We start from the raw sequence: 20,067 nt of genomic DNA, 5'->3' as shown, positions 1-20,067 counted from the left end.
AAGGGCGCGCCTCAGGTTTTGCCTGCCGAACAGTAACAATCATTAACGCAGGCCATCTTGCGGAGCATTGCCGAAAAGTGGCAAGCAGTTTTCTAAAATCGCTTTGAGAAGTGTGAAGTAGGTCAATATTGTTCAGGAGTGCATTACCTGTCCGGCACGTTGCAATGTCGATAGCGCCAGCAAGCTGAGCATCACGCCAATCAGAATCAACAGTTTATAGCTCAACGCATTAAGCAGCAGAATGCCCAATACTCCGCCGAGCAGGAAAGCCATCACCGTGAAGAAATGCAGTTTTAAACGTTCAAGATAGAGCGGCGCATCTTTCGAAGATTCTTTTCGGCGCAAAACATCAAACAGCATGGCCAGCTCAATGCCGATATCAGTGGCGGTGCCGGAGACATGGGTGGTGCGCACGCGAGCGTTGGAAATGCGCGTCACCACAGCGTTCTGTAGCCCCATAAGAAAACTCAAGCTGAGAACCAGCAACACGCCTGATTGGCTAAAGCTGAACCAACTCTCAATGACGCCCAACACCAGTAATGCCACGCCTTCCAGCAGGATATTGATGGCATAAATCCCGCGAATCTGTCGTCTGCGTCCTGAGTTGATAATCAGGGTCGAGACGGAAGAACCTGCAATAAAGAGCAGCACGATCAGAAGGAAAAACAATCCGACATGCAGATTCGCTTTCGCCAGATGGTCGGAAAGGGATGAGACGTTGCCCGTCATATTGGCGGAGAAAAAGCCGACGGTTTCAAATGCAGCGGTGTTGAGCGCACCCGCCACGGCAGCCAGCGTGCAGGCGAGACGAATGTCGGTATTAAAGGTGCGCGTGTTTTCAGATGTGATCAGCATGGCTATTCCCGGCCCTGGCAAAGTGGAATATCTTCCTCCTGCGGGCTGGAATACTCAAGTATCAGGCAAAGGCAGCAATGGCATTTTACAGCGGCTTGTCACCGCCGCGAAAGCATTGTCCATACACCACAGATCAAGTCTTCTCTATTAGCGGAAAAGATCAGCGTGATATTTAAACAGCTCAAGATCGCTGTTGATACCGAGCTTTTTCAATCCAGCTTGCTTGTGACCACTGATGGTTTTTCGACTTCGCTTAAATTTATCGGCAATCTCGTGATTGCGCATGCCGTCGAGTACGCAGCGCATCACTTCGGCTTCACGTGGTGAGAGTAAGGTTTCAAGCCGGGAACGTTCAGGTAGGTTGGATGGATTAGATGATGCAGAAGGTGGCACCCAATCAACCACGGTACGCCTGCGTGAGGGCATTTTGGCCAGCTCAAACTCAATATTGGTTGGAATGAAACACTGCCCGCGCCCGGTCACGCGAATAGCGTACAGCAAGGTGGGCGCCGGTTCGCGCTTGGAGAGATAACCTTTAATTCCCCGCATAAAAGCAGCACGGATGACCGCCAAATTTTCCATGGAAGAGTAAAGTAAAATGCCCAAATCAGGATGGCGTGAAAGGATCTGTTTGATGAGTGAGAGCCCATCTAATTCCTCGCTGCCCAGAATATAATCCAGCACCAGCACATCGATAGGTTCCTGTTGCAGGTAGGCCAACAAATCACGGCTGTGGCAAAAACTGCCTGAGATCTGCAGATCCGGTTGTTTAGCGATGGCAATTTCCATCGCCAGTAGCATCATCGGATGATCATCCAATAACGCCACCGTCACTTTATTTCCTTTTACGCTATTCACCTAAGCCTCCCTGAGTCACCACTGGCTTATATTTGCCACGGAGATCATCTGGCTTAAATCCCTGTTGTGCCAGTCTTGTAAGATGAGATTAGCGTCATACATTGCCAATTAATTTGTAGGGGTTAGCTGAGCGTGCTCACCTGGCTGAAAGAGACGGGACATAAAGGTAAAAAATACTATCCGACAGGGGGCCGATTAAACCCGTATTGCGTAAGCCGATGATGAAACTGAACATTATTCTCGCAATTCAGTTTCAAATAAATTGACCGCTTGTAGTGGCTTATGGTTTTGTTATTGAGTCTGACACGCAAAGCAATATCCTGCTGACTGCTGTAGTGAGCCAGCCATTTTAGCATGTTAAATTCTTGCAGAGAGAGCGTTGGTACACTACCACGCGTTGACGCAGGTGGGCTCTTTTCAGCAAGTGAATTGACGCTTTGAACGATACTGGCTAGCGAGGATTTTTTTGTCAGAATGACCACTGATTTAAGTTCACGTGCAAAAAAATTGAGGATTGCCGCATCACATATCTCTGTAAGTACCAGCACGCTAATACGCGGATAGAGTGCTTGTAACAGACGTAAAAATGCGTAGGAAGATTCTATATCATCAACTGCCGTTTTTAACTCAATAATCATCACATCAATAGGTTGTTCAATCAGAATACGTTTTGCTTCACAAAAAGAGGCGCAGTTTGTGACTTGAACCTCACGGGATATGAATAACTTTTTCAACCCTAATGCAGCCCAGCAATCGGCATCAACATTTAATATTTTCATGTTTATTACTTGAACGATTAAAAAAACATTTAATCGTGAATAAAGCGCATTTTAAATCGGACAATATTTCTTTTTACGTACGATAACGACTACAAAAAAATTAATTATCCTGCGCTGGCGAAGCCGCAACGGCGCACTAGAATTATGGGGTGACTAGCTAGTCCTTATCTCTCACGGAACATTGATATGAGGTCTTCCTATGAAACAACAGAGCTACAGAGGCGGTGCAGGGAATTTTGCTAACGATCCGGCACGAGCAAAAGAAGCTGGAAAAGCGGGAGGCAAAGCCAGTGGAGGCAACTTCAGAAACGACCCTGAACGCGCCGTTGAAGCGGGTCGGAAAGGAGGCAAGATAAGTCGCCGTCCTCCAACAAAGTCTGAGTAAAGCGCTTTAGGATTTGTTCTGCCAGGGACTGGCATCTCCTCCTAATGAATGCGTCCAATGCGAGCCAGCCTCAAACCCGTTGGCCACTGCCCTTCCTGTTTTTCCATGCTAAATCCAATCGCGACCGCTTTGCCCACCAAATTATGCTCAGGCACAAATCCCCAATAGCGGCTGTCATAACTGTTGTTACGGTTATCGCCCATCATAAAATAGCTCTTCGCCGGTACTATCCACTCGCCAGGCTGCTGACCCGGCTGATGGAAAAACTGCGAGGCTGAATCAGTCAATTCAGGCTTCTGCAAAATGCGATGCGTTACACCCGCCAGCGTTTCTGTGCCCACCAGTAAACGCTGTTCAGAGGCTGATTCCTCCCCAACGGGCCTGACATAGAAGCCCGGATGCGCGCCAGCCGTTTCCACAAATTCGCCCGCTTTGAGTGCGCTGTAGTGAATGGCTAACGGAGCCACACAAGGTTGGTCAGCCTTGCAGGCTGGCAAAATAGTGAGCTGTTGCGTCGCGGGATTAAATATCACTTTGTCACCAGGTAACCCGATCACACGTTTGATAAACAACTGCGTTTCATCCTGCGGAAAGGTAAAAATCGCAATATCACCGCGTTTTGGATGCCCGGTAGCGATTAACGTTTTCTGATTGAAGGGATTTCGTAGCCCATACGAATATTTATCGGCCAGCACCCAGTCACCCGTTAGCAACGTAGGCATCATTGACCCAGAAGGAATGCGGAAAGGTTCCCAGCCAAATGCCCGAACCAGTAATACGATGACGAGCAGCGGAAAGAGAGATGCGGGCGTGTCCAGCCAGCCCGGAAGACGCTGAGTCTTGTTCTGCTGCAAGGCCGATGCTTCAGCGCTAACCTGATCAGCACTGCCACGTGTTGTTACAGCAAGCCTGTAGGCCCAACTCAATCCACTAAAAACCACAGCAATAGCCAGAATCAGGGCAAAGATGTTCATCATAAGTCGGTTCCAGCGCAGCTGTGTTATCCGCGTGAGTCAATACGGATCATGAATATGCGCCGTCAATATAAACCAAACGTTATGCTCTCGCTCTCCCATCTGTGCTTTACGTCTCGCTTATTATGGCTGCAAAGCAGAGGCTTGAGTTATAAGCCTTTCAATGCGATATTCATTTCAATACGGTGGTTTGCTTAATCAACAGACTTTAATAAGGAGCGATGATGTCAGCTGAAGAAAGAATAAAGGAACTTGAGGAAACCGTGCAGCGGTTAAAGATTGAAACCGATGTATTGCGCGAGCTGATGATTAAACAGGTTGCGTTGAACAACATTAGCTTCAAAGGTAAGTATGATGAAGTCATTATTAATATGGCTAAAGAGTATGAAGAGCGGGGACTTGAGGTAGATCGTAATCGTGCCATGCATGAAGCGATGCGCCAATACATCAAAGATGATACATCATCCAATGATTGAACCTTTTTTCTGCAACAAAAGTTACCTTCAGATGGATCGAAAGAGCCGCAGCAGCGGCTCTGTATTGAGAATCAGATAATGGGTTTTTGATCATCAGGTAAACCACGATCGTCAGTCTCATCGTCCTCTTCATCGGGCAAAGGCAAATCGTCGCCAGGCAGTGGCTTAACATCATCTGGATCGGGACGTTCTGACATACATACCTCCATTCACCCTGATTGGGTATAGGTAGTTTAGTTAGGTGATGATTAAAGCGATGCAGTAAATAACCGATTCTGTGAATCAAGCGTAAGATATTTTTTAAAAACAGCGCGCCACTAGTAAAGTGGATTTTCTTTACTACGTGCTTCGTTTATCTTCGGCTCTGTTTTTTTTTAAAACAAGAGAACAAATTGTATAAACCGCATTTCGAACTTTATGCTCGATAACCGTCACCTTATCATTTAAACAACCCACTCTCTTTCAAGCTACTGCATGTGCTCAATTTTCGACGTTTGAAGACGTAATTACACTGCGGCTGCGTTTACTTTCCCTGATCTGTGCCAGGCTTAAGCCTTACACATTCATCTCAGGAGATGAGATATGCATAAAGCCGCATGGGTTGCGTTACTGTTATCATTTAGTTTTGGCACATACGCTGAAACGGGAGGTTTTGAGGCGGGTAAAACGCCACCGCCACAAAATAAAGAGGATGCCGGTTATAAAGGCTCAGAAGATACGGGCGAAACTCCCGTCACGCTGATTAAAGACTTTCGCCAGGGTGGATATGTCACGCTTGAAGGCTACATCACCCACAAGATTAAGGGTGATACCTATCAATTTCGAGATAGTTCAGGCACGGTGAATATTGATGCACCAGTCAGTACTTTTAAGGGTAAAACCTTTAATGCTGAGGATAAAGTGCGAGTCAGCGGGAAAGTCTTTGGAAAAGGGGAAAGTGCTCACTTAAAAGTCTCAAGGATAGATGAACCTTGACCCCATCATTTGCACACCTCAGCCACATCATATTGGCTGAGGTGCCACTCTCGCATTATTATAATGACAGAGATCGTTACTGCACGTAAAAATCCAATCCAGTTCCAGGCAGGTTATTTGTCCTGAAAAGGATCATGCTTATGATCTTTACTGTCATCGCGCGTGCGCGGAATCTCGCCATGTTCTTCGGGATTATCTTTGGCAGGATGATCATCTTCTTCATAGGCATTTCCTGCATTCGGGGCCGCCTCAGGAAGGCCTTTGTGCGCATCGCCTTCCTTTTTATGGTGTTCATTTACATTATGATTTTTCATAAATCACCTCACAAATAATGGTTTTTTAACTATAGTCTACTATTTGCAACAGAAATTAATATTTATCGTTTACTAACATCAGATAATAATATTTCATCTCCATTAACGGCTCGCTTAATTATTTTTATAACCGGATTAATCTGTAAAGTACTCAACATCCCCTTTGGGGAGGGGGGTAAGCCTGATCAACCACTGGCTTTGTGCCATACTCTTGGCACCCCGGAAAAATGGAAATTAACATGTTTAGTTTTGTCACCTCCCTCTTCAGCAGCCCTGAATCGTTGCTACAAGTCATGAGTCAGGAAGATATGAAGGATTCTATTCAGGAGGGTGACAGAATCATTATTGATGAAGATGGTAACGCTTCGGTTAATCCTTTAAGTCCAAAAGTACAGCGCGATTTCTCCCATCACGTCAAAACATTAAAGGATATTTAAATGGGAACGGCAATATTTATGGTGCTGATGGTCTGTGGCTATTGGTATACTAGTCGCGACATGTCGAGTCGCTTAAAAATAAAACGGTCCTTTGGCTGGGATGTTTATTTTTTAATTGCACTTTATGGCTGTATTTTTGTCTTGCAGGGCGTGCTTGCTACCGGGATCGTCTGGCTAATATTACTCGCCGCTTCTGCACTCAATAATACTTTTGCACTCAGCAGTCTGGTGCATGCCCGCTGGCATGTAGATTTTATGACCTGGAGCTTCCTGGGTATTCAGGCACCGGTGGTGATTATGCTCGCCTTTGCCGTGCTGTTTTGTGTTTATCGTTCAAACTGGGCAGGCAGTGCGCGTCTCACCGCCAGCAGCCGTCGGGACCTCTATCAGCAATTATCTCGTTCAAATGGTATCGAACAGATGCTACTGCAGTGTATGGAAGAAGGTGAGTTGGCCTGGGTAACGCTGAAATCCCGCCGCATTTATATCGGCATGATCCACGCAGCGACCTTTGAGCATGTCAGCACCGCCAACATCGTACTGATACCGATGCTGAGTGGTTATCGCGATGCCCGCACGTTAAATCTCGCGGTTGAACATAATTACAGTCGCTGGTATCACGAACACAACATCGATTTTATGTCTAAACCCAAAACGGCTTTGGAATTTCGTAAGGTGATCATGGTGGATCAAATTGAAAGTCTGTCACTGTTTGACCCCGCCAGCGCCAGCGCCCTGGCGATGGGTGAAACAGATGACAGTGATATCAGACCCGAGGCATCAGCCTAATTTCCATCTTAGCCACTTATCCAGTTCGCCTTCAGGCAATGGGCGGGAATGAAAGAACCCCTGTGCCTGATCGCAACCGAATTCTTTTAACGCTTCGAGCGTCTCAATATTTTCCACGCCTTCGGCTAAAACCACGTAATCCAGTTCTTTAAGCATGGCGATAATACTGCGGGTGATGATGCGTGACGCGGTATCTGTGGCAAGTCCGCCAACAATCGAACGGTCGAGTTTAACCACATCCAGAGGCATTTTTCGCAGGTAACTGATATTGCTATAACCGGTGCCAAAATCGTCCAGCGCAATGCCAAAACCGCGCAGTTTTAGCATTTCCAGACCATTAATGGCCGCCGTGCTTTCGATGATGCGCTCGGTTTCCAGACACTCAATGCCGAGAAGATTAGTCGGTAAGCGTGCCTTGTTCATCTTATTCTCCAGCCTGTCGGCAAAATTTTCCTGGCTAAAGTCGCGTACGCTGACGTTTACCGTGACAGGCAACTGGATACCTTGCCCATTGAGCCGTTTCAAACGCTCAATGGTTTTATCAATGACCCATTCGGTGATCTCTTGCAACAGCGTGGTTTGCTCAGCAAGAGGGATGAATACCGCGGGAGAGAGTTCACCTCGGGTCGGGTGGCGCCATCGGATCAGCGCTTCAAGCCCAATGGGCAACCCGCTGCTTAGACAGATTTTCGGCTGGAACACCAGATATAAGCCGTGATTGTGCCGAACGGCAGTGGCCAAATCGTTGACGAGGGTAAAATCGTCCGTACGGCGCTCATCGTTTTTTTCACTGAAGCTCATGCAGGGAATTCCACGGCAAATGGCTTCATGCAGAGCGCTGACGGCGCGCCTTAGCGCTTCCTGTGCGGAGATTTCTGCCGCTGAAAACAGGGTTTCACCGGTATGCGTGGCCAAATCCACCGATAATCCCTCGCCAATCTCGGCGCGCACTCCCTCCATGCGTTGCGCCACCCACTCGGCGCTTAACGGGCTGTCTTGTTGGGTTAAAAGTGCAAACCGTCCAGTCGCCACGGTATAGAGCAGTTCGTTTTTGCCGGGACGAAGACGTAGCGGCAGTAACGTGGCCATATCTTTGAGCAGCCCTTCAACCGGCGCCATACCCAATGAACGCGCCAGTTCATACGCACGCGGCATATCGATGCAGTCGATCAACACCAGCCGATGCCGAGTGGTATCACCCGCATTACGCAAGGATTGCAGGTCTCTAATCAGTTGCTGGCGGTTGGGCAATCCCGTCACTGAGTCGGTGAATCCCACTGAGTGCCATGCCTCAAGGAAAGAGATCACCAGTTGTGATAACAGCGTCATCGTCGCCAGTTTTTCAGCGCTAAAGGCCTGCGGTTTACCATCCACCACGCACAGCGTGCCTAATACCAGCCCTTCCCGACTCTTCAGTGGCACGCCGGCATAAAAGCGAACAAAAGGTTCGCCGATAACAAAAGGATTGACGGCAAAACAGGCGTCCAGTTGGGTGTCGGGCACCACCAGTGGTTGATCTCCTTCTACAACGTACTGGCATAACGAATCGGCGCGCAGGGTTTCGCCAACATTAAAGTTGTGAGCGGCTTTGATGTATTGGAAATCATCGTCAAGGACGGAGATGAAACTACTGGGAACCCCCAGGGTTTTACTGACTAAATCAGTGAATTTGCTCAGGACATCATCACGGCAGATATCTGGATTTCGAAGTGCCTGCAGCGTTATGCAGCCGGGTTTAAATTCGTTAGTTCCGCTCATTTGCACTCGCCCAATCCATTGGTACTGAAAGCAATTCAGAACTTAACAGAATAACTTCATTATCATTAAGGAGAATATCCGCCATTTTGCGTCTATTTTGCTCATTATTAACCGGTGAATTACCCCATACTAAGCCCGTTATCACAGTTTGTCATGCTTAATTATCCTTACAAAAAGCTTACATGAAAAACGTGCGGAGGTATCAATCACCCTCATCAAGCGAAGCGTTATTTAAGTCGATTATCATGGCCTGCATAAGATTTTATCAATAGCACACTAATTAATAAGATTTTCGAATAATGATATTAAATTCAGCTTGTTGCCTGGGTGAGTATAAGTCCAAAAATTATTCTAATAATCGATTCAGACCGGTTTGGCTATTCTTAACTTACCACTCACTTCCCCCTGACTTTTCCTCAATAATACGCCTCGCTTATTAGACAACCGATTTATCCTGGGCATAATTTATTTTAACTCAGGGATTAAAGTGACGAACTTTCATCAAACCATTGTGTCCGAGTGGTGAGATATTTCTCTGTAACGAATGTTGACCCGCCTTGCGCGGGTATTTTTTTTACCTCCTTTACTTCCATACCTGTGCCTTCTTCTCCCTACTTTCAACGTATCCGTTCTGCAGTCGCATCAGGCTTAATGGACAGAGAGTCAAAGTGGGCCTGCAAAGTCACGATAAACAACTCAACATTTCCCCTTCCATCTTCACGTTACCCGGCGTAACCTATATGCAAAACGACTATGTTTCATATACGGATCGCATAATGGGTATCGTAAAAATTTCTGACCTGATGCATGAGAATCTGCGTATCGCCAGCACGGCATTAAGCCGTTCCATCAACGCGCAGGCAGAACACTGGATGAAGATTGGCATGCTGGCTGAGCTTTATCCTGACCTCAACCTTCAGGAACTGACGCGCCTGTTAATGCGCGTCGAACGTGACGGCGGCGCGGATTTAGCGCAGCTGCTTGACCAGCCAACTTTAACCACGCAGGGAATCGCGCAATGACCATAAAAATACACACCGCTGAAGAAATCGAACTGGCACGCGCTGCCGGACACGCTGCGGCTAAAGTGCTGGAAATCATCACCCCTTACGTCAAACCCGGCGTAACCACAGATGAATTAGACGCCATTTGCCATGACTACATTGTCAACGAACTGAAAGTGGTGCCCGCGAATATCGGTTATCACGGCTACACGCGCACCACCTGTACGTCGATAAACCATGTGGTGTGCCATGGCATTCCGGGCGAGAAAAAGCTCAAGAATGGCGACATCGTCAACATCGATGTCGCTATCATCAAAGATGGTTGGTACGGCGATACCAGCCGTATGTATTACGTCGGCGAGCCTTCAGTTCGCGCTAAACGTTTGGTCGATGTAACTTATGAATCAATGGTGGCGGGAATCAAGGTGGTTAAACCCGGCGCGACGCTAGGCGATATCGGCGCAGCGATTCAGCAGGTTGCTGAGAAAGCCGGTTTTTCCGTGGTGCGTGAATATTGCGGTCACGGAGTCGGTGAAATTTATCATGGCGACCCACAGATCCTGCACTACGGCACGCCGGGTACGGGTATTGAGCTGCAGGCAGGCATGATCTTCACCATCGAGCCGATGATCAATGCCGGTAAAGCAGGCACCAGTGTGCTGTCTGATGGTTGGACGGTAGTGACAAAAGATCGCTCGTTGTCGGCACAGTGGGAACACACCATTGCCGTGACCGAAACCGGATTCGATTTGCTCACCCCATGGCCGGAAGGCACGGGCGATTACGCAGCAATTTAAGCCAGCGGAAGAGTAACGTATTCTCGCCTACTCAGGATGCGCCAATGCAGTGGCGTTACTTTTCACCGCCGTGTAAGGTAACGTCACTTTTTGATCCGGAACTCAGACTGATGCGTGAACAAGCCATTTTTGCCGGCGGCTGCTTTTGGTGTACTGAAGCGATTTTCCAATCCATTCATGGCGTATTGAGCGTCGAAAGTGGTTACATCGGTGGCCATGTTGCGTCACCCACTTACGATCAAGTTTATAGTGACACCACGGGTCACGCCGAGGCGGTGAAAATCGAGTTTGATCCCGCTCTGGTCAGTTACGACGATTTACTCGACATCCACTTCGCTACGCACGATGCCACGCAGGAAAATAGTAAAGAAGGCATAGTGCGATCACGCTATCGCTCCGCACTGTTTCCGACCAGCGATGCACAACGTATTGCCGCTGAACAAGGAATCGCACTTGCCGCTGCCGAACTCGGCAAACCGCTGGTGACAAAGCTGGAACCTTTAGCCGAGTGGTACGCTGCAGAGGACTATCACCAAAACTTCTGGGAAAAAGAAGGTCAGAAAAATGCCTTCTGCATGATGAACATCCCGGCAAAATTAAAGAAATTGCGTAATAAATTCCCTGAGCAGGCGTCTGATAGCTAACCTGGCATCTATTCAATAATCTGAGTGATTCGTTGGATCACCCTCAGTCCCGCGCTGGGCGGGACTGATTGTTTCTTTAAGCCATTAAAGCAACGAGCTGGTACAAGTTATAAGCCGTCCCGGTAACTGCGATCGCTAACAACATCATCATAGATAGTCGCTCCAGTCTCTGCTGCAACGATCGCGGCATCCAGCGTTTAACCGAAATGATGTAGAAAGTCAGCACAGCGAAATCGAAGATCACCCACACCAACGCCAGGGTGACCAGACTGCTGCTGAGATGCGGCGTCACCGCGATAAATTGGGGAAACAGTGCAGCAAAAAACAGAATATCTTTAGGATTTGATACCCCAATCATAAAGCCTTGCAGCAACCCGCCTTGCGTGCCTGCGTTGTCCAGCGAAGATATCCCGGATGACCGCAAGCCCCGCCACGCTATCAAGCCGATAAACAACGATCCTACCAGACCGATAATCTGCAAATTAAGTGGATTAAGTGACACCAGTCCCGTCAGCGCTAAAGCGGCCAGCGCCATCAACACCAGCGAAGCACTGTTGGTGCCAATCAAGGTGGCAAAGGCGCGACGATATCCCTGGCGCGCAGCAGTGCCCAATACCAGCGCCACCACGGGGCCCGGCGTCAGTATTAACAGCAGAATGGCCAACATATACGTCAGCAGTAGCGAGATATTCATGAAGACGACCCGGACACGTTTTAAAGGTTCGCCAGTATTACGGGTAAACCGCGCGTTGAAAAATGGATTAAAATACCGTTCAATGTGAGTTTTACTCAACATTGAAAGCACACTATGACGCTTCCACCACTTTATGCCCTGCGCGCCTTTGCCACAGCAGCACGTCTTGAGTCTTTTAGTCAGGCTGCCGCCGTGCTTAACGTCACGCCCGGTGCCATCAGTCGTCATATTCGTACGCTGGAAGCCTGGTTCGATTGTGAATTATTTGTTCGTAAAGGGCCTAAGGTTGCCATTACTGCAGCCGGAAGCGTGTTAGCCGCGCAGCTTGAAGAAGGCTTTGAACAACTGGAGAGTGCCTGTGCCGCTTTCACCCAACATAACCACCAACTGCGTCTGAAAGCGCCTTCGACGCTCACCATGCGATGGCTGTTAGATGTATTGCAAAAGTATCGTGAGCAATACTCAACGCCAGACGTACAGATCACCAGCGTATGGATGGACACCGACAGCGTGGATTTTGCGCGCGAGCCTTATGACTGCGCGATCTTATTGGGAAGCGGCGAGTTCGGTGCCGATACAGAGAGCCGCCTGCTTTTTCAGGAGTGGTTGATTCCAATTTGTGCACCTGCGCTGAAGCAGCAAGCACAAACGAATCTGGCATCCTGCGAATTGATTCATCCTACGCACGATCGCCGCGACTGGCGTCGCTGGTTAGCAGGCGTGGCCGATGCTCCGCAAATCAATCTGTGGCAGGGAAAGCTATTCGATACCTTAGAGCAAGGCAATATGGCCGCGATCAGTGGCCATGGGATCTCTATCGGGGACTTGCTGCTGAGTATTGAAGCCATCCAAAGCGGACTGCTGACGTTACCCTATCCACAACCCGTGGCAACCGGTGAGGGCTATTATCTGGTGTGGCCGAAATCGGTGAGCAGTATGAAAAATATCGACTTGTTTGCTGACTGGTTGGTTACACAGATCCCTCAATACAACCAGGCGGATCTCTATTAGTCAGAGGGCGGCTTGTTGGCCGCCACTCTTTATTATTTACGCTGTTTTTTGCAGCGTAAACACGCTGACACTGCTAACCATGTTCGCCGCTTGCTCGCTCAGCATGGCTGAGGCGGCTAAAGATTGCTCCACCAGCGAGGCATTTTGCTGGGTGGTGATATCGATTTGACTGATCGCAATATTGATTTGACTGATGCCATCCGCCTGCTCGGTGCTGGCCTGATTAATCTGCGACAGCACATCCTTCATGTTAACGACGTTCGTCATCATCTCCGTCATCAGTTTGTTGGCGTCCGCAACCATGTCACGTCCATCCATAATGCGCGTGGAAGACTCCTCAATTAAATGGCGAATCTCATGGGATGAGGTTGCCGTCTTCTGTGCCAGCGCACGCACTTCTTGCGCCACCACGGCAAAACCGCGACCGTGCTCTCCTGCTCGTGCTGCTTCAACGGCAGCATTCAACGCCAGGATGTTGGTCTGGAAGGCAATCGAGTCAATCAGGTTAATGATGTCGGCCATGCGACCTGCTGAATCATGGATCTCAGCCATTTTGGTCGACACATTGTTCATCATTGTGGCGTTTTGACCTACCGCGCTTTCCGCCTTTTCAGACAGATCGGCAGCAAAGTGCGTGTTATTGCGCGTGTTGCTTATCGTGGCGGTGAATTCCTCAACTGATGCAGCCGTTTGCTCGACGGAACTGGCCTGTTCTTCAGTGCGCGCGGCTAAATCGTGGGTACCCGACATAATTTCGCTGGCACCGCCGGATATTTGTTCAGCACTAATACGAATATGACTGACAATCGTCGACATCTTTTCCTGCATCTGCTGAATCGCGTTTATTAATTGCCCCATCTCATCTTTACGTTTTTCATAAAAACTCGTACTGAGATCGCCATCGGCGACACGTCCTAAGAATGCAATCACATTTTTTAATGGCACAGTAATCGACCGAATAATAATCCAGCCGATCAGTGCAGAGAGAATGACCGCCGCAATAAAGATGACCACCATTGAAATTTTAGTGGTGTGATAGGAATCCATAAAATGTGTATAGGAACCGTTCATCTGCTGCTCTTGCAATGCGATAAAACGCTTCACTTCACCCGTGTAGTCCTTTTGTTTATTCGCCAGTGTCGTCAGATAATAATCCAGCGCTTTGCTGGAATCCTGGTTAGCAAGTTGCAAAAATTCATTACGTCCCTCTAAATAAGCTTTACGTTTATCATCCAGACTTTTGAGATAGGCAAGAGAATCATTATCAGTCGCCAGTGCATTGAGCTGACGGTAAATCTCCGTAATTTGCCCGGTAGCGCCTTGAAGCTCATTCATGATGGTATCGCGGCGCTCCGTGTTGATTGGGCTGAGCAGCAAAGCCTGTCGCTGAATGGTGGTGTTAATCTCATCGATCAACTGATTGCCCAACGCTATGGTGGGGTAATCATCTTTCATCATGCCGTTGACGCCGGTTTGCGCCATAAACAGCGAATTTAAACCCAGGACGGCGACCAAGAGCAGCATGCCGATGTTGAGGAGTGAAGAAATAATGAGTTTGCTGCGCAATTTAATATTGCGTGAAAATCCTTGAACTATGTCCATTTAGAAACCTCAATGATTTTTATTAATGAGTCATGAAATCCAGGTGTTATTGAAAACAAAGAAATGGAGATGCTCCACGTTCTTATCGGCAGCATCCCTGCTGTTATCGTCAGCACGGTCATTAACCTTAATGCTTTTACTTAAATATAACTTACTCATAAAAGACAGTTCACTTTGTACGGAATAGCTTAAATATTGAATTTGATCAGTTATATTAAATTGTTGGTAATAATAGTCACATGGGTGATCAGTGTGCTTTACTTATTAAACTGAAATTGGGGTCATTGAACTTACGTTTGAATAAGCGTAACGGGTTTTTACTGCAGCTTATGCAATTGCTGTTAACGTGAAATCATCAATTATGCAGGCTGTTTACTCTCTGGGCGGCCAACTGGCCACCCAGAGAGAACACTACACCGCGCTTGACGCTTCACTATCCGTGAGCAAGTCTATCGATTCATTGGCTGCTTCAGGCAAGTCCGCAAGCAATCTGGTCGCCATATGCGCTTCCTGTTGCAAGATCCGCTGAAAAATATCTACGCCTTCACTGTCATCAGCCTGCCCGGCGGCTGCAATTAACGTGGTGTAAGTGGCAATTTTGTAACTGCAAAAGACATATACTCCGACTGCCATACGCGCGCCCTGCTCATCACGCAGCATATCGCTTGCGGCTTGCCCCACCACAGACATGCGACCTAGAGACTCTTTTAGGGCCGACCAACTATTGTCCTTACATTTCAAAACCTCTTTGACCTGCAACTGCTGTTCGCGCCCCTGATCCAGGTAATGCGCGATATGCCTCCCAATCGAGGAACCACTGTCGAGACGATCCATTGCCACTTTCAATAACGTTTCACCGTGCTTCTCCATCGCGTGTGCATCACGTAGCCAATCCAGATAAACAGATTCCCTCGTCATTCATTCGCTCCTGGTTGATATGCTCTTAGTGAACTACCTTTGTGGATGGTATGCAGATGCTTAGCGAGCTAACCACTTCAACACTGCCGCTCATGGAATTATCTGGAAATAAGCGAAGCGTTAATTAACAGCTGAGCAATCATCTTAATTAAACGTAGCAAGTAAGCCCCTCTGCGCAAGCCAGTCGGCTCGAAACTGAGAGCAAGGTTAATATCACAACCTTACCGCTTCGCTTATATTTCCCCGTGCAACACACTTTACTCAACATCTGAAATGCGCTAACAATCATCTTTGATGCGAGTTTCATCCGCTTATAAACAAAAATCGACTTATACTTAAACAAACAGTCCGCAAAATATTAAAACTTAAGATTAATCCTGACTTGATTATGGTAAAAACAACGCTACATTTATTTTTGCTTTATGTTGGTACAAATATAATGAGGAGAACGCATGACGGACCCTAACAAGCATCCTGAAGAGGAAGAGAAAAAGACGCAACGTCGTGGGGGCACAGGGAACTTCGCCGAGGATAAAGAGCGCGCCGCCGAAGCAGGCCGCAAAGGTGGTCAAGCAAGTGGCGGCAATTTTAAAAACGATCCAAACCGGGCCGTTGAAGCTGGCCGCAAGGGAGGAAAGATTAGCCGCCGGAAATAACTACATCATTAATTCAATCCAGGGTTACCTAAGCTAACCCTCATCACAACACTCTCCTGACGAGTATTAGCGCTTCGCTTAAATGCAAAATTAGCGACGTCAGGAGGGTTATTCCCATCGCTAACTACCAAAAATCGATCATTTCTTGATCAATCGTGCGTCATTTACCGCTTCGCTTATCCAGCATTTTTCCTATATATTTTAATGATCAATTAAGATCCTGTAATAAATAGCCAAACACGAATTAACCAACATATTTGTACATGTAAGTTTAAGTTGTACACCTTCAGAAAAATTAAAATTGATAATGATTAAGTTAATTACAAAAGTGGAAGGCAACCCACCACTTTGTCGGTGGAGAGATGAAATGGCTGCTCGATAACAATCCCTTTACGCCCTCTCATTCTTCCTGCCTGGTGTCTGTAAAATTCTTCGCATCATTCTCCGGTCACAAAGCTTGTGTCAGGACTGCATGCTTTTTTCAGAAGGTTCTTTTTAGAAAATCGTTGACTGGGTAGAACGATAATTCTACTTTTAACCCATGAACAAGAAGACAACTGATACACGGGATAAAATCCTGACAACCGCCGAGCAGCTGATCTACCAGAACGGTATCCACGCTATGGGCATGGATCTCCTGGTCAAGACCTCAGGTGTCGCAAGGAAAAGTATTTATCGCCATTTCGCCAACAAAGAGGACGTGGCATCAGCCGCGTTAATAGAGCGCGACGAGCGGTGGATGCAGTGGTTCAGAACAGAGTCTGACAAAGGCAAGACGCCTCAGGAACGTATTCTGAACATGTTCACCGTTCTGAAGAGCTGGTTCGAGTCCGACGGCTTCCGGGGCTGCGCGTTTATTAATACGGCCGGAGAGGTTGGCGATCCTGAAGACCCTGTGCGCCAGATTGCGAAGATGCACAAGCAGAAGTTGCTGGATTACACCCTGGAGCTTTCCGAACAGCTAAACGTTGAGCATCCGGGCGATTTGGCTCGACAGCTGCTGATCCTGTTGGAGGGCGCTATCACGATGTCATATGTGATGGGTGACGGGAGTGCTGCCGACAACGCACAGGACATCGCGAAACTCATGCTGGAACGAGCCTCATCCGGAACCCAGGGACTGTGAACGTTTATTCACCCTAACTAAGATTTACATAAGTCTTTGAGTTCGATTTATCCTCAAAAAGGCGGGACCGTTAAATGGCTCGCCGCCAATGTGTACGCACGCCAGCAGCCATTACCATCATACTCAACAGCGATGTCACCACCCCGCATGCCCGCACTTTCGCGCCGTACACTTAATCATCAGCCACAGTGATATTCGGCAGCTGGATAATCTGTTCCCTGCTGGTCACCTACAGCTCGGCGGTCACTCTTCTTATCGGCGTTTGAATTCATCGTGAACGTCCATTCCTCGTTTAAAACCGACATTTTTTGTCCTAATTCTTCCACCTTCATGCCTGAACATGGTGAATTTCAATGAATTTATCACTATAAAAATCAATAGCATACTGGAAATTAATACCGAAAATTTTCTGATCAAGTTATTCATCTCAGAAAAACCGATTGACGAAGTAGAACGATCGTTCTACCTTTAAGCCACGGACAAGAAGCCCAGCAGTACAGAAGGGTAATCCCGGAATTTGCTGAAAGGTTTACTGATCAAAATGGCATTGATGCCACCGATCTGAGTCTTCTGGTCGAGGCTTCAAAAGTGGCGAGAGAAGTTGCGAAAATTTTGCTGGAACAGGTCTCTCACTGAGTCCTGTGTGACGAGAACGATTTTTAGCCTAAACCGAAATTTACAGGAGTTTTACCATGACTGATTCACAAGTTCGTCCACCGCTCCCTCCTTTCACATTGGAAACGGCCATTGAGAAAGTCCGTCTGGCTGAAGACGGCTGGAACACCCGCGATGCTGCAAAAGTGGCTCTGGCTTACTCACCGGACACCAAATGGCGTAACCGCGCAGAGTTCGCCAACAATCGCGAAGAGGCACAGGGTTTCCTCGACCGTAAATGGAAAAAAGAGCATGAGTACCGTCTGATTAAAGAGCTGTGGGCGTTTGGCGGTAACCGCATCGCCGTCCGCTACGCTTACGAATGGCACGATGACTCCGGTAATTGGTTCCGCTCTTATGGAAATGAAAACTGGGAGTTTGGCGCTGATGGCCTGATGGATCGTCGTTTCGCCTGCATCAACGACATGCCGATTAAAGAGAGTGAGCGTAAGTACTTCTGGCCGCTGGGCCGTCGTCCGGACGATCATCCAGGCCTGTCAGACCTGGGGCTTTGACTGCTCCCCGCCCTAAAGGGCGAGGATTCCCACATCACAGTAACTAGCCTGCTCCGCACTAAGCGGCGGCAGGGCTTATAGTCACTCCGTGGGCTAACACTGCCAGCCCGGCAGCTTTGATATTCTTCGCGGCGTTTACGTCACGATCATGTGTTGCCGCGCATCCCGGGCACGTCCACAACCGCACGTTAAGCGCCAGTTTCGGCAGTGTGTAGCCGCACGCACTACAACGTTTCGTAGACGGGAAAAACTGGTCAATCGCTACAACGGATCGTCCAGCCCACTCGCTTTTGTACTGGAGTTGGCGCACAAATTCGCCCCAGCCCGCATCCGCTATTGCTTTGGATAGTGACGGGTTGCGGATCATGTTTTTAACTTTCATGGATTCGACGCAAACAACTTGGTTTTCGTTAATCAGTTTGCGGGATAGCTTGTGCAGCCCATCCAGACGGCAATCGGAAATCTTCGCGTGGATGCGGGCGACTTTTGCACGGGCTTTGGCGCGGTTCTTTGAGCCTTTTTGTTTTTTGCTCAAACGGCGCTGTAGCAGGGCTAGTCGCTTCGCATATTTAGCGGTGTGGCGGGGATTGCCGGTTTTGAATCCTGAGTCAGTGACGAACAAATCTTTTAAGCCAACATCAATGCCAACCGTCTTAGCGGTGACTGGCAGTGATGCGGGTTCAAAATCGCAAAGGCATGAAACGAAATAACGCCCAGCCGCGTCTTTGCTGATTGTGACGCTGGAAGGCACAGACGGCAGCGGGCGCGACCAACGCACATCTAGCGGGGTTTTGCTTTTCGCCATGAATAACGCGCCGTCACGGTATTTAAACGCGGCATTTGTGAAAGTCGCTGCCTGCTTATGCCGTTTGGTTTGGAATACGGGATATTTGGCGCGTCCGGCAAAGAAGTTTGCAAAGGCGCTTTGCTGGTTGCGAACGGCTTGTTGTAGCGCCACGGCGGAAACGTCATTTAGCCAGGCTAATTCCGAGTCTTTCTTGATGGCGGTTAGTCGCTTGTCTGCTTGCGCATAGCTGATTTTTTCCTAGCGTTGGTAATAGGCATCAGTGCGCCAGCGCAAAATGCTGTTATACACGAAACGCACGCACCCGAACGTTTTCGCCAGTAATTCGGCTTGTTCGGGTGTTGGATAGAATCTGTATTTGTATGCGCGTTTCATAGATCTTACATTTTACGGCGCATTATGTAAGGGGGTCAACGGATGTTACGCAGTTACCGCGCTTATATCCCCGTCCGATTGGGCGAGACTTTACGCGCAAATGGGTAAATCATTGCGAGAAAACGCTCCTGCTTTGAAAAATGGGGAATCCGTTTGCCGCAATTAAACCATTATTTCGGGGTAGGATTTTGGAGGAGTTTTGCGGAAAGGATTCAGGCCGCCCTTCCGGACGGCCTGTTATGTAAACCCGATTAATGCGCTGCTATCTGCGGCGGCAGGCTCAGCAAGGCTCTCTTGTCTGCCACCTCCTCCGATATCACCGGTTTTGCTGGCGGGAAATCGTCGTAAACAAAACCGATACTGTGAACGTTCCCGACCAGAAATCTAGAGATAAGAGTTCTTAAACCCTGACGCGCTACGCTTAGGTTTAGATTTATTTCACACCCGTTACGTTTGCTTTCCAGGAACTACGCCAGGCTTACACCTGAAGACACATCAATAGAGAATGAAATGAATAAAGTTGCCTGGATTGCAGTGATGTTGCCTCTGAGCTTCGGGGCTTATGCCGAAAAAGCGGATTTGAATTTTTCTCGCATCGACGAACACTAAGGGTCAGTTCAGGTCCTCAGCTAAAGTTTCAACAGGAGGCCTAAATGCTTACAGCTT

The 20,067-nt window shown here is 48.2% G+C and carries 23 protein-coding genes and 1 pseudogene; 12 read left to right on the top strand and 12 right to left on the bottom strand.

The window, feature by feature from the left end; all coding sequences use genetic code 11:
• Positions 1–132: 132 nt before the first annotated feature.
• From ACXI0A_RS25355 to ACXI0A_RS25345, 3 genes are all read right to left on the bottom strand, one after another.
• Entirely contained in the window at positions 133–855 is a 723-nt protein-coding gene (locus ACXI0A_RS25355; protein WP_476146210.1) for a DUF1275 family protein, read from the bottom strand.
• 147 nt (positions 856–1,002) lie between these two features.
• A complete protein-coding gene (locus ACXI0A_RS25350) occupies positions 1,003–1,683 on the bottom strand; it encodes a response regulator transcription factor (protein ID WP_479485310.1) in 681 nt (226 codons plus the stop codon).
• A gap of 206 nt (positions 1,684–1,889) precedes the next feature.
• Positions 1,890–2,492 carry a LuxR C-terminal-related transcriptional regulator gene (locus tag ACXI0A_RS25345; RefSeq protein ID WP_476146212.1) on the bottom strand — a complete coding sequence of 201 codons (603 nt, stop codon included), beginning with the start codon at positions 2,490–2,492 and terminating at the stop codon, positions 1,890–1,892.
• A gap of 199 nt (positions 2,493–2,691) precedes the next feature.
• Between ACXI0A_RS25345 and ACXI0A_RS25340 the strand changes: the two genes are divergently transcribed.
• Positions 2,692–2,877, top strand: a complete 186-nt coding sequence (locus tag ACXI0A_RS25340) for a con-10 family general stress protein (RefSeq protein WP_084931166.1) — start codon at positions 2,692–2,694, stop codon at positions 2,875–2,877.
• A 41-nt stretch (positions 2,878–2,918) separates the two neighbouring features.
• Here ACXI0A_RS25340 and lepB read toward each other — a convergent pair whose 3' ends face one another.
• The gene (gene lepB / locus ACXI0A_RS25335; RefSeq protein ID WP_476146214.1) at positions 2,919–3,854 is read right to left on the bottom strand and encodes a signal peptidase I; all 936 of its coding nucleotides are present in this window, start codon (positions 3,852–3,854) and stop codon (positions 2,919–2,921) included.
• A gap of 218 nt (positions 3,855–4,072) precedes the next feature.
• On the opposite strand from lepB, the gene ACXI0A_RS25330 reads away from it, so the two are divergent.
• Positions 4,073–4,327 (top strand): hypothetical protein, encoded by a 255-nt coding sequence (locus tag ACXI0A_RS25330; RefSeq protein ID WP_234465385.1) that lies wholly within the window; start codon positions 4,073–4,075, stop codon positions 4,325–4,327.
• A gap of 71 nt (positions 4,328–4,398) precedes the next feature.
• Here ACXI0A_RS25330 and ACXI0A_RS25325 read toward each other — a convergent pair whose 3' ends face one another.
• Positions 4,399–4,524 carry a hypothetical protein gene (locus ACXI0A_RS25325; RefSeq protein ID WP_255352476.1) on the bottom strand — a complete coding sequence of 42 codons (126 nt, stop codon included), beginning with the start codon at positions 4,522–4,524 and terminating at the stop codon, positions 4,399–4,401.
• A 385-nt stretch (positions 4,525–4,909) separates the two neighbouring features.
• Between ACXI0A_RS25325 and ACXI0A_RS25320 the strand changes: the two genes are divergently transcribed.
• Positions 4,910–5,302: a NirD/YgiW/YdeI family stress tolerance protein gene (locus ACXI0A_RS25320; RefSeq protein WP_476146217.1), complete on the top strand. Its 393-nt coding sequence runs from the start codon at positions 4,910–4,912 to the stop codon at positions 5,300–5,302.
• A gap of 113 nt (positions 5,303–5,415) precedes the next feature.
• Here the strand turns inward: ACXI0A_RS25320 and ACXI0A_RS25315 are convergent, their stop codons facing one another.
• Entirely contained in the window at positions 5,416–5,616 is a 201-nt protein-coding gene (locus tag ACXI0A_RS25315; RefSeq protein ID WP_224932928.1) for a hypothetical protein, read from the bottom strand.
• A 239-nt stretch (positions 5,617–5,855) separates the two neighbouring features.
• On the opposite strand from ACXI0A_RS25315, the gene ACXI0A_RS25310 reads away from it, so the two are divergent.
• A complete protein-coding gene (locus ACXI0A_RS25310) occupies positions 5,856–6,053 on the top strand; it encodes a hypothetical protein (RefSeq protein ID WP_224932927.1) in 198 nt (65 codons plus the stop codon).
• On the top strand, positions 6,054–6,842 hold the full coding sequence (locus ACXI0A_RS25305; protein WP_476146219.1) for a hypothetical protein: 789 nt from the start codon (positions 6,054–6,056) through the stop codon (positions 6,840–6,842).
• Here the strand turns inward: ACXI0A_RS25305 and ACXI0A_RS25300 are convergent.
• Complete coding sequence (locus tag ACXI0A_RS25300; RefSeq protein WP_224932925.1) at positions 6,834–8,600, bottom strand: sensor domain-containing phosphodiesterase; 1,767 nt, start codon at positions 8,598–8,600, stop codon at positions 6,834–6,836. The two genes, ACXI0A_RS25305 and ACXI0A_RS25300, sit on opposite strands and share 9 nt — an antisense overlap.
• A gap of 776 nt (positions 8,601–9,376) precedes the next feature.
• Between ACXI0A_RS25300 and ACXI0A_RS25295 the strand changes: the two genes are divergently transcribed.
• The 3 genes from ACXI0A_RS25295 (at position 9,377) to msrA (ending at position 11,045) form a co-directional block, all read left to right on the top strand.
• A complete protein-coding gene (locus ACXI0A_RS25295) occupies positions 9,377–9,622 on the top strand; it encodes a ParD-like family protein (RefSeq protein ID WP_045832646.1) in 246 nt (81 codons plus the stop codon).
• Positions 9,619–10,401, top strand: a complete 783-nt coding sequence (map, locus tag ACXI0A_RS25290) for a type I methionyl aminopeptidase (protein ID WP_476146222.1) — start codon at positions 9,619–9,621, stop codon at positions 10,399–10,401. The genes ACXI0A_RS25295 and map overlap by 4 nt, the downstream gene beginning before the upstream one ends.
• A gap of 107 nt (positions 10,402–10,508) precedes the next feature.
• A complete protein-coding gene (msrA, locus tag ACXI0A_RS25285; protein WP_476147137.1) occupies positions 10,509–11,045 on the top strand; it encodes a peptide-methionine (S)-S-oxide reductase MsrA in 537 nt (178 codons plus the stop codon).
• Between the two features lie 76 nt (positions 11,046–11,121).
• On the opposite strand, the gene ACXI0A_RS25280 is transcribed toward msrA, so the two are convergent.
• Positions 11,122–11,739 (bottom strand): LysE family transporter, encoded by a 618-nt coding sequence (locus ACXI0A_RS25280; RefSeq protein ID WP_476146224.1) that lies wholly within the window; start codon positions 11,737–11,739, stop codon positions 11,122–11,124.
• Positions 11,740–11,853: 114 nt separating this feature from the next.
• On the opposite strand from ACXI0A_RS25280, the gene ACXI0A_RS25275 reads away from it, so the two are divergent.
• A complete protein-coding gene (locus ACXI0A_RS25275; protein WP_476146226.1) occupies positions 11,854–12,750 on the top strand; it encodes a LysR substrate-binding domain-containing protein in 897 nt (298 codons plus the stop codon).
• Between the two features lie 36 nt (positions 12,751–12,786).
• Here the strand turns inward: ACXI0A_RS25275 and ACXI0A_RS25270 are convergent, their stop codons facing one another.
• Both ACXI0A_RS25270 and ACXI0A_RS25265 read right to left on the bottom strand, forming a co-directional pair.
• Complete coding sequence (locus tag ACXI0A_RS25270; RefSeq protein ID WP_476146228.1) at positions 12,787–14,352, bottom strand: methyl-accepting chemotaxis protein; 1,566 nt, start codon at positions 14,350–14,352, stop codon at positions 12,787–12,789.
• 411 nt (positions 14,353–14,763) lie between these two features.
• Positions 14,764–15,270 carry a YciE/YciF ferroxidase family protein gene (locus tag ACXI0A_RS25265; protein WP_224932920.1) on the bottom strand — a complete coding sequence of 169 codons (507 nt, stop codon included), beginning with the start codon at positions 15,268–15,270 and terminating at the stop codon, positions 14,764–14,766.
• A gap of 452 nt (positions 15,271–15,722) precedes the next feature.
• Between ACXI0A_RS25265 and ACXI0A_RS25260 the strand changes: the two genes are divergently transcribed.
• Positions 15,723–15,926, top strand: coding sequence for a con-10 family general stress protein (locus tag ACXI0A_RS25260; RefSeq protein ID WP_224932919.1), 204 nt, complete (start codon positions 15,723–15,725; stop codon positions 15,924–15,926).
• A gap of 541 nt (positions 15,927–16,467) precedes the next feature.
• Entirely contained in the window at positions 16,468–17,052 is a 585-nt protein-coding gene (locus tag ACXI0A_RS25255) for a TetR family transcriptional regulator (RefSeq protein ID WP_476146231.1), read from the top strand.
• A 179-nt stretch (positions 17,053–17,231) separates the two neighbouring features.
• Here the strand turns inward: ACXI0A_RS25255 and ACXI0A_RS25250 are convergent, their stop codons facing one another.
• Positions 17,232–17,384 carry a hypothetical protein gene (locus ACXI0A_RS25250; protein WP_476146233.1) on the bottom strand — a complete coding sequence of 51 codons (153 nt, stop codon included), beginning with the start codon at positions 17,382–17,384 and terminating at the stop codon, positions 17,232–17,234.
• A 360-nt stretch (positions 17,385–17,744) separates the two neighbouring features.
• Between ACXI0A_RS25250 and ACXI0A_RS25245 the strand changes: the two genes are divergently transcribed.
• Positions 17,745–18,221, top strand: a complete 477-nt coding sequence (locus ACXI0A_RS25245; protein ID WP_476146235.1) for a DUF1348 family protein — start codon at positions 17,745–17,747, stop codon at positions 18,219–18,221.
• A gap of 58 nt (positions 18,222–18,279) precedes the next feature.
• Here the strand turns inward: ACXI0A_RS25245 and ACXI0A_RS25240 are convergent.
• Positions 18,280–19,401 (bottom strand): annotated as a pseudogene (locus ACXI0A_RS25240) (RNA-guided endonuclease InsQ/TnpB family protein).
• Between the last annotated feature and the right edge of the window lie 666 nt (positions 19,402–20,067).

This window comes from Pantoea sp. C1E2 (assembly GCF_056491465.1).
This window is presented reverse-complemented; position numbering and strand designations above follow the sequence as displayed.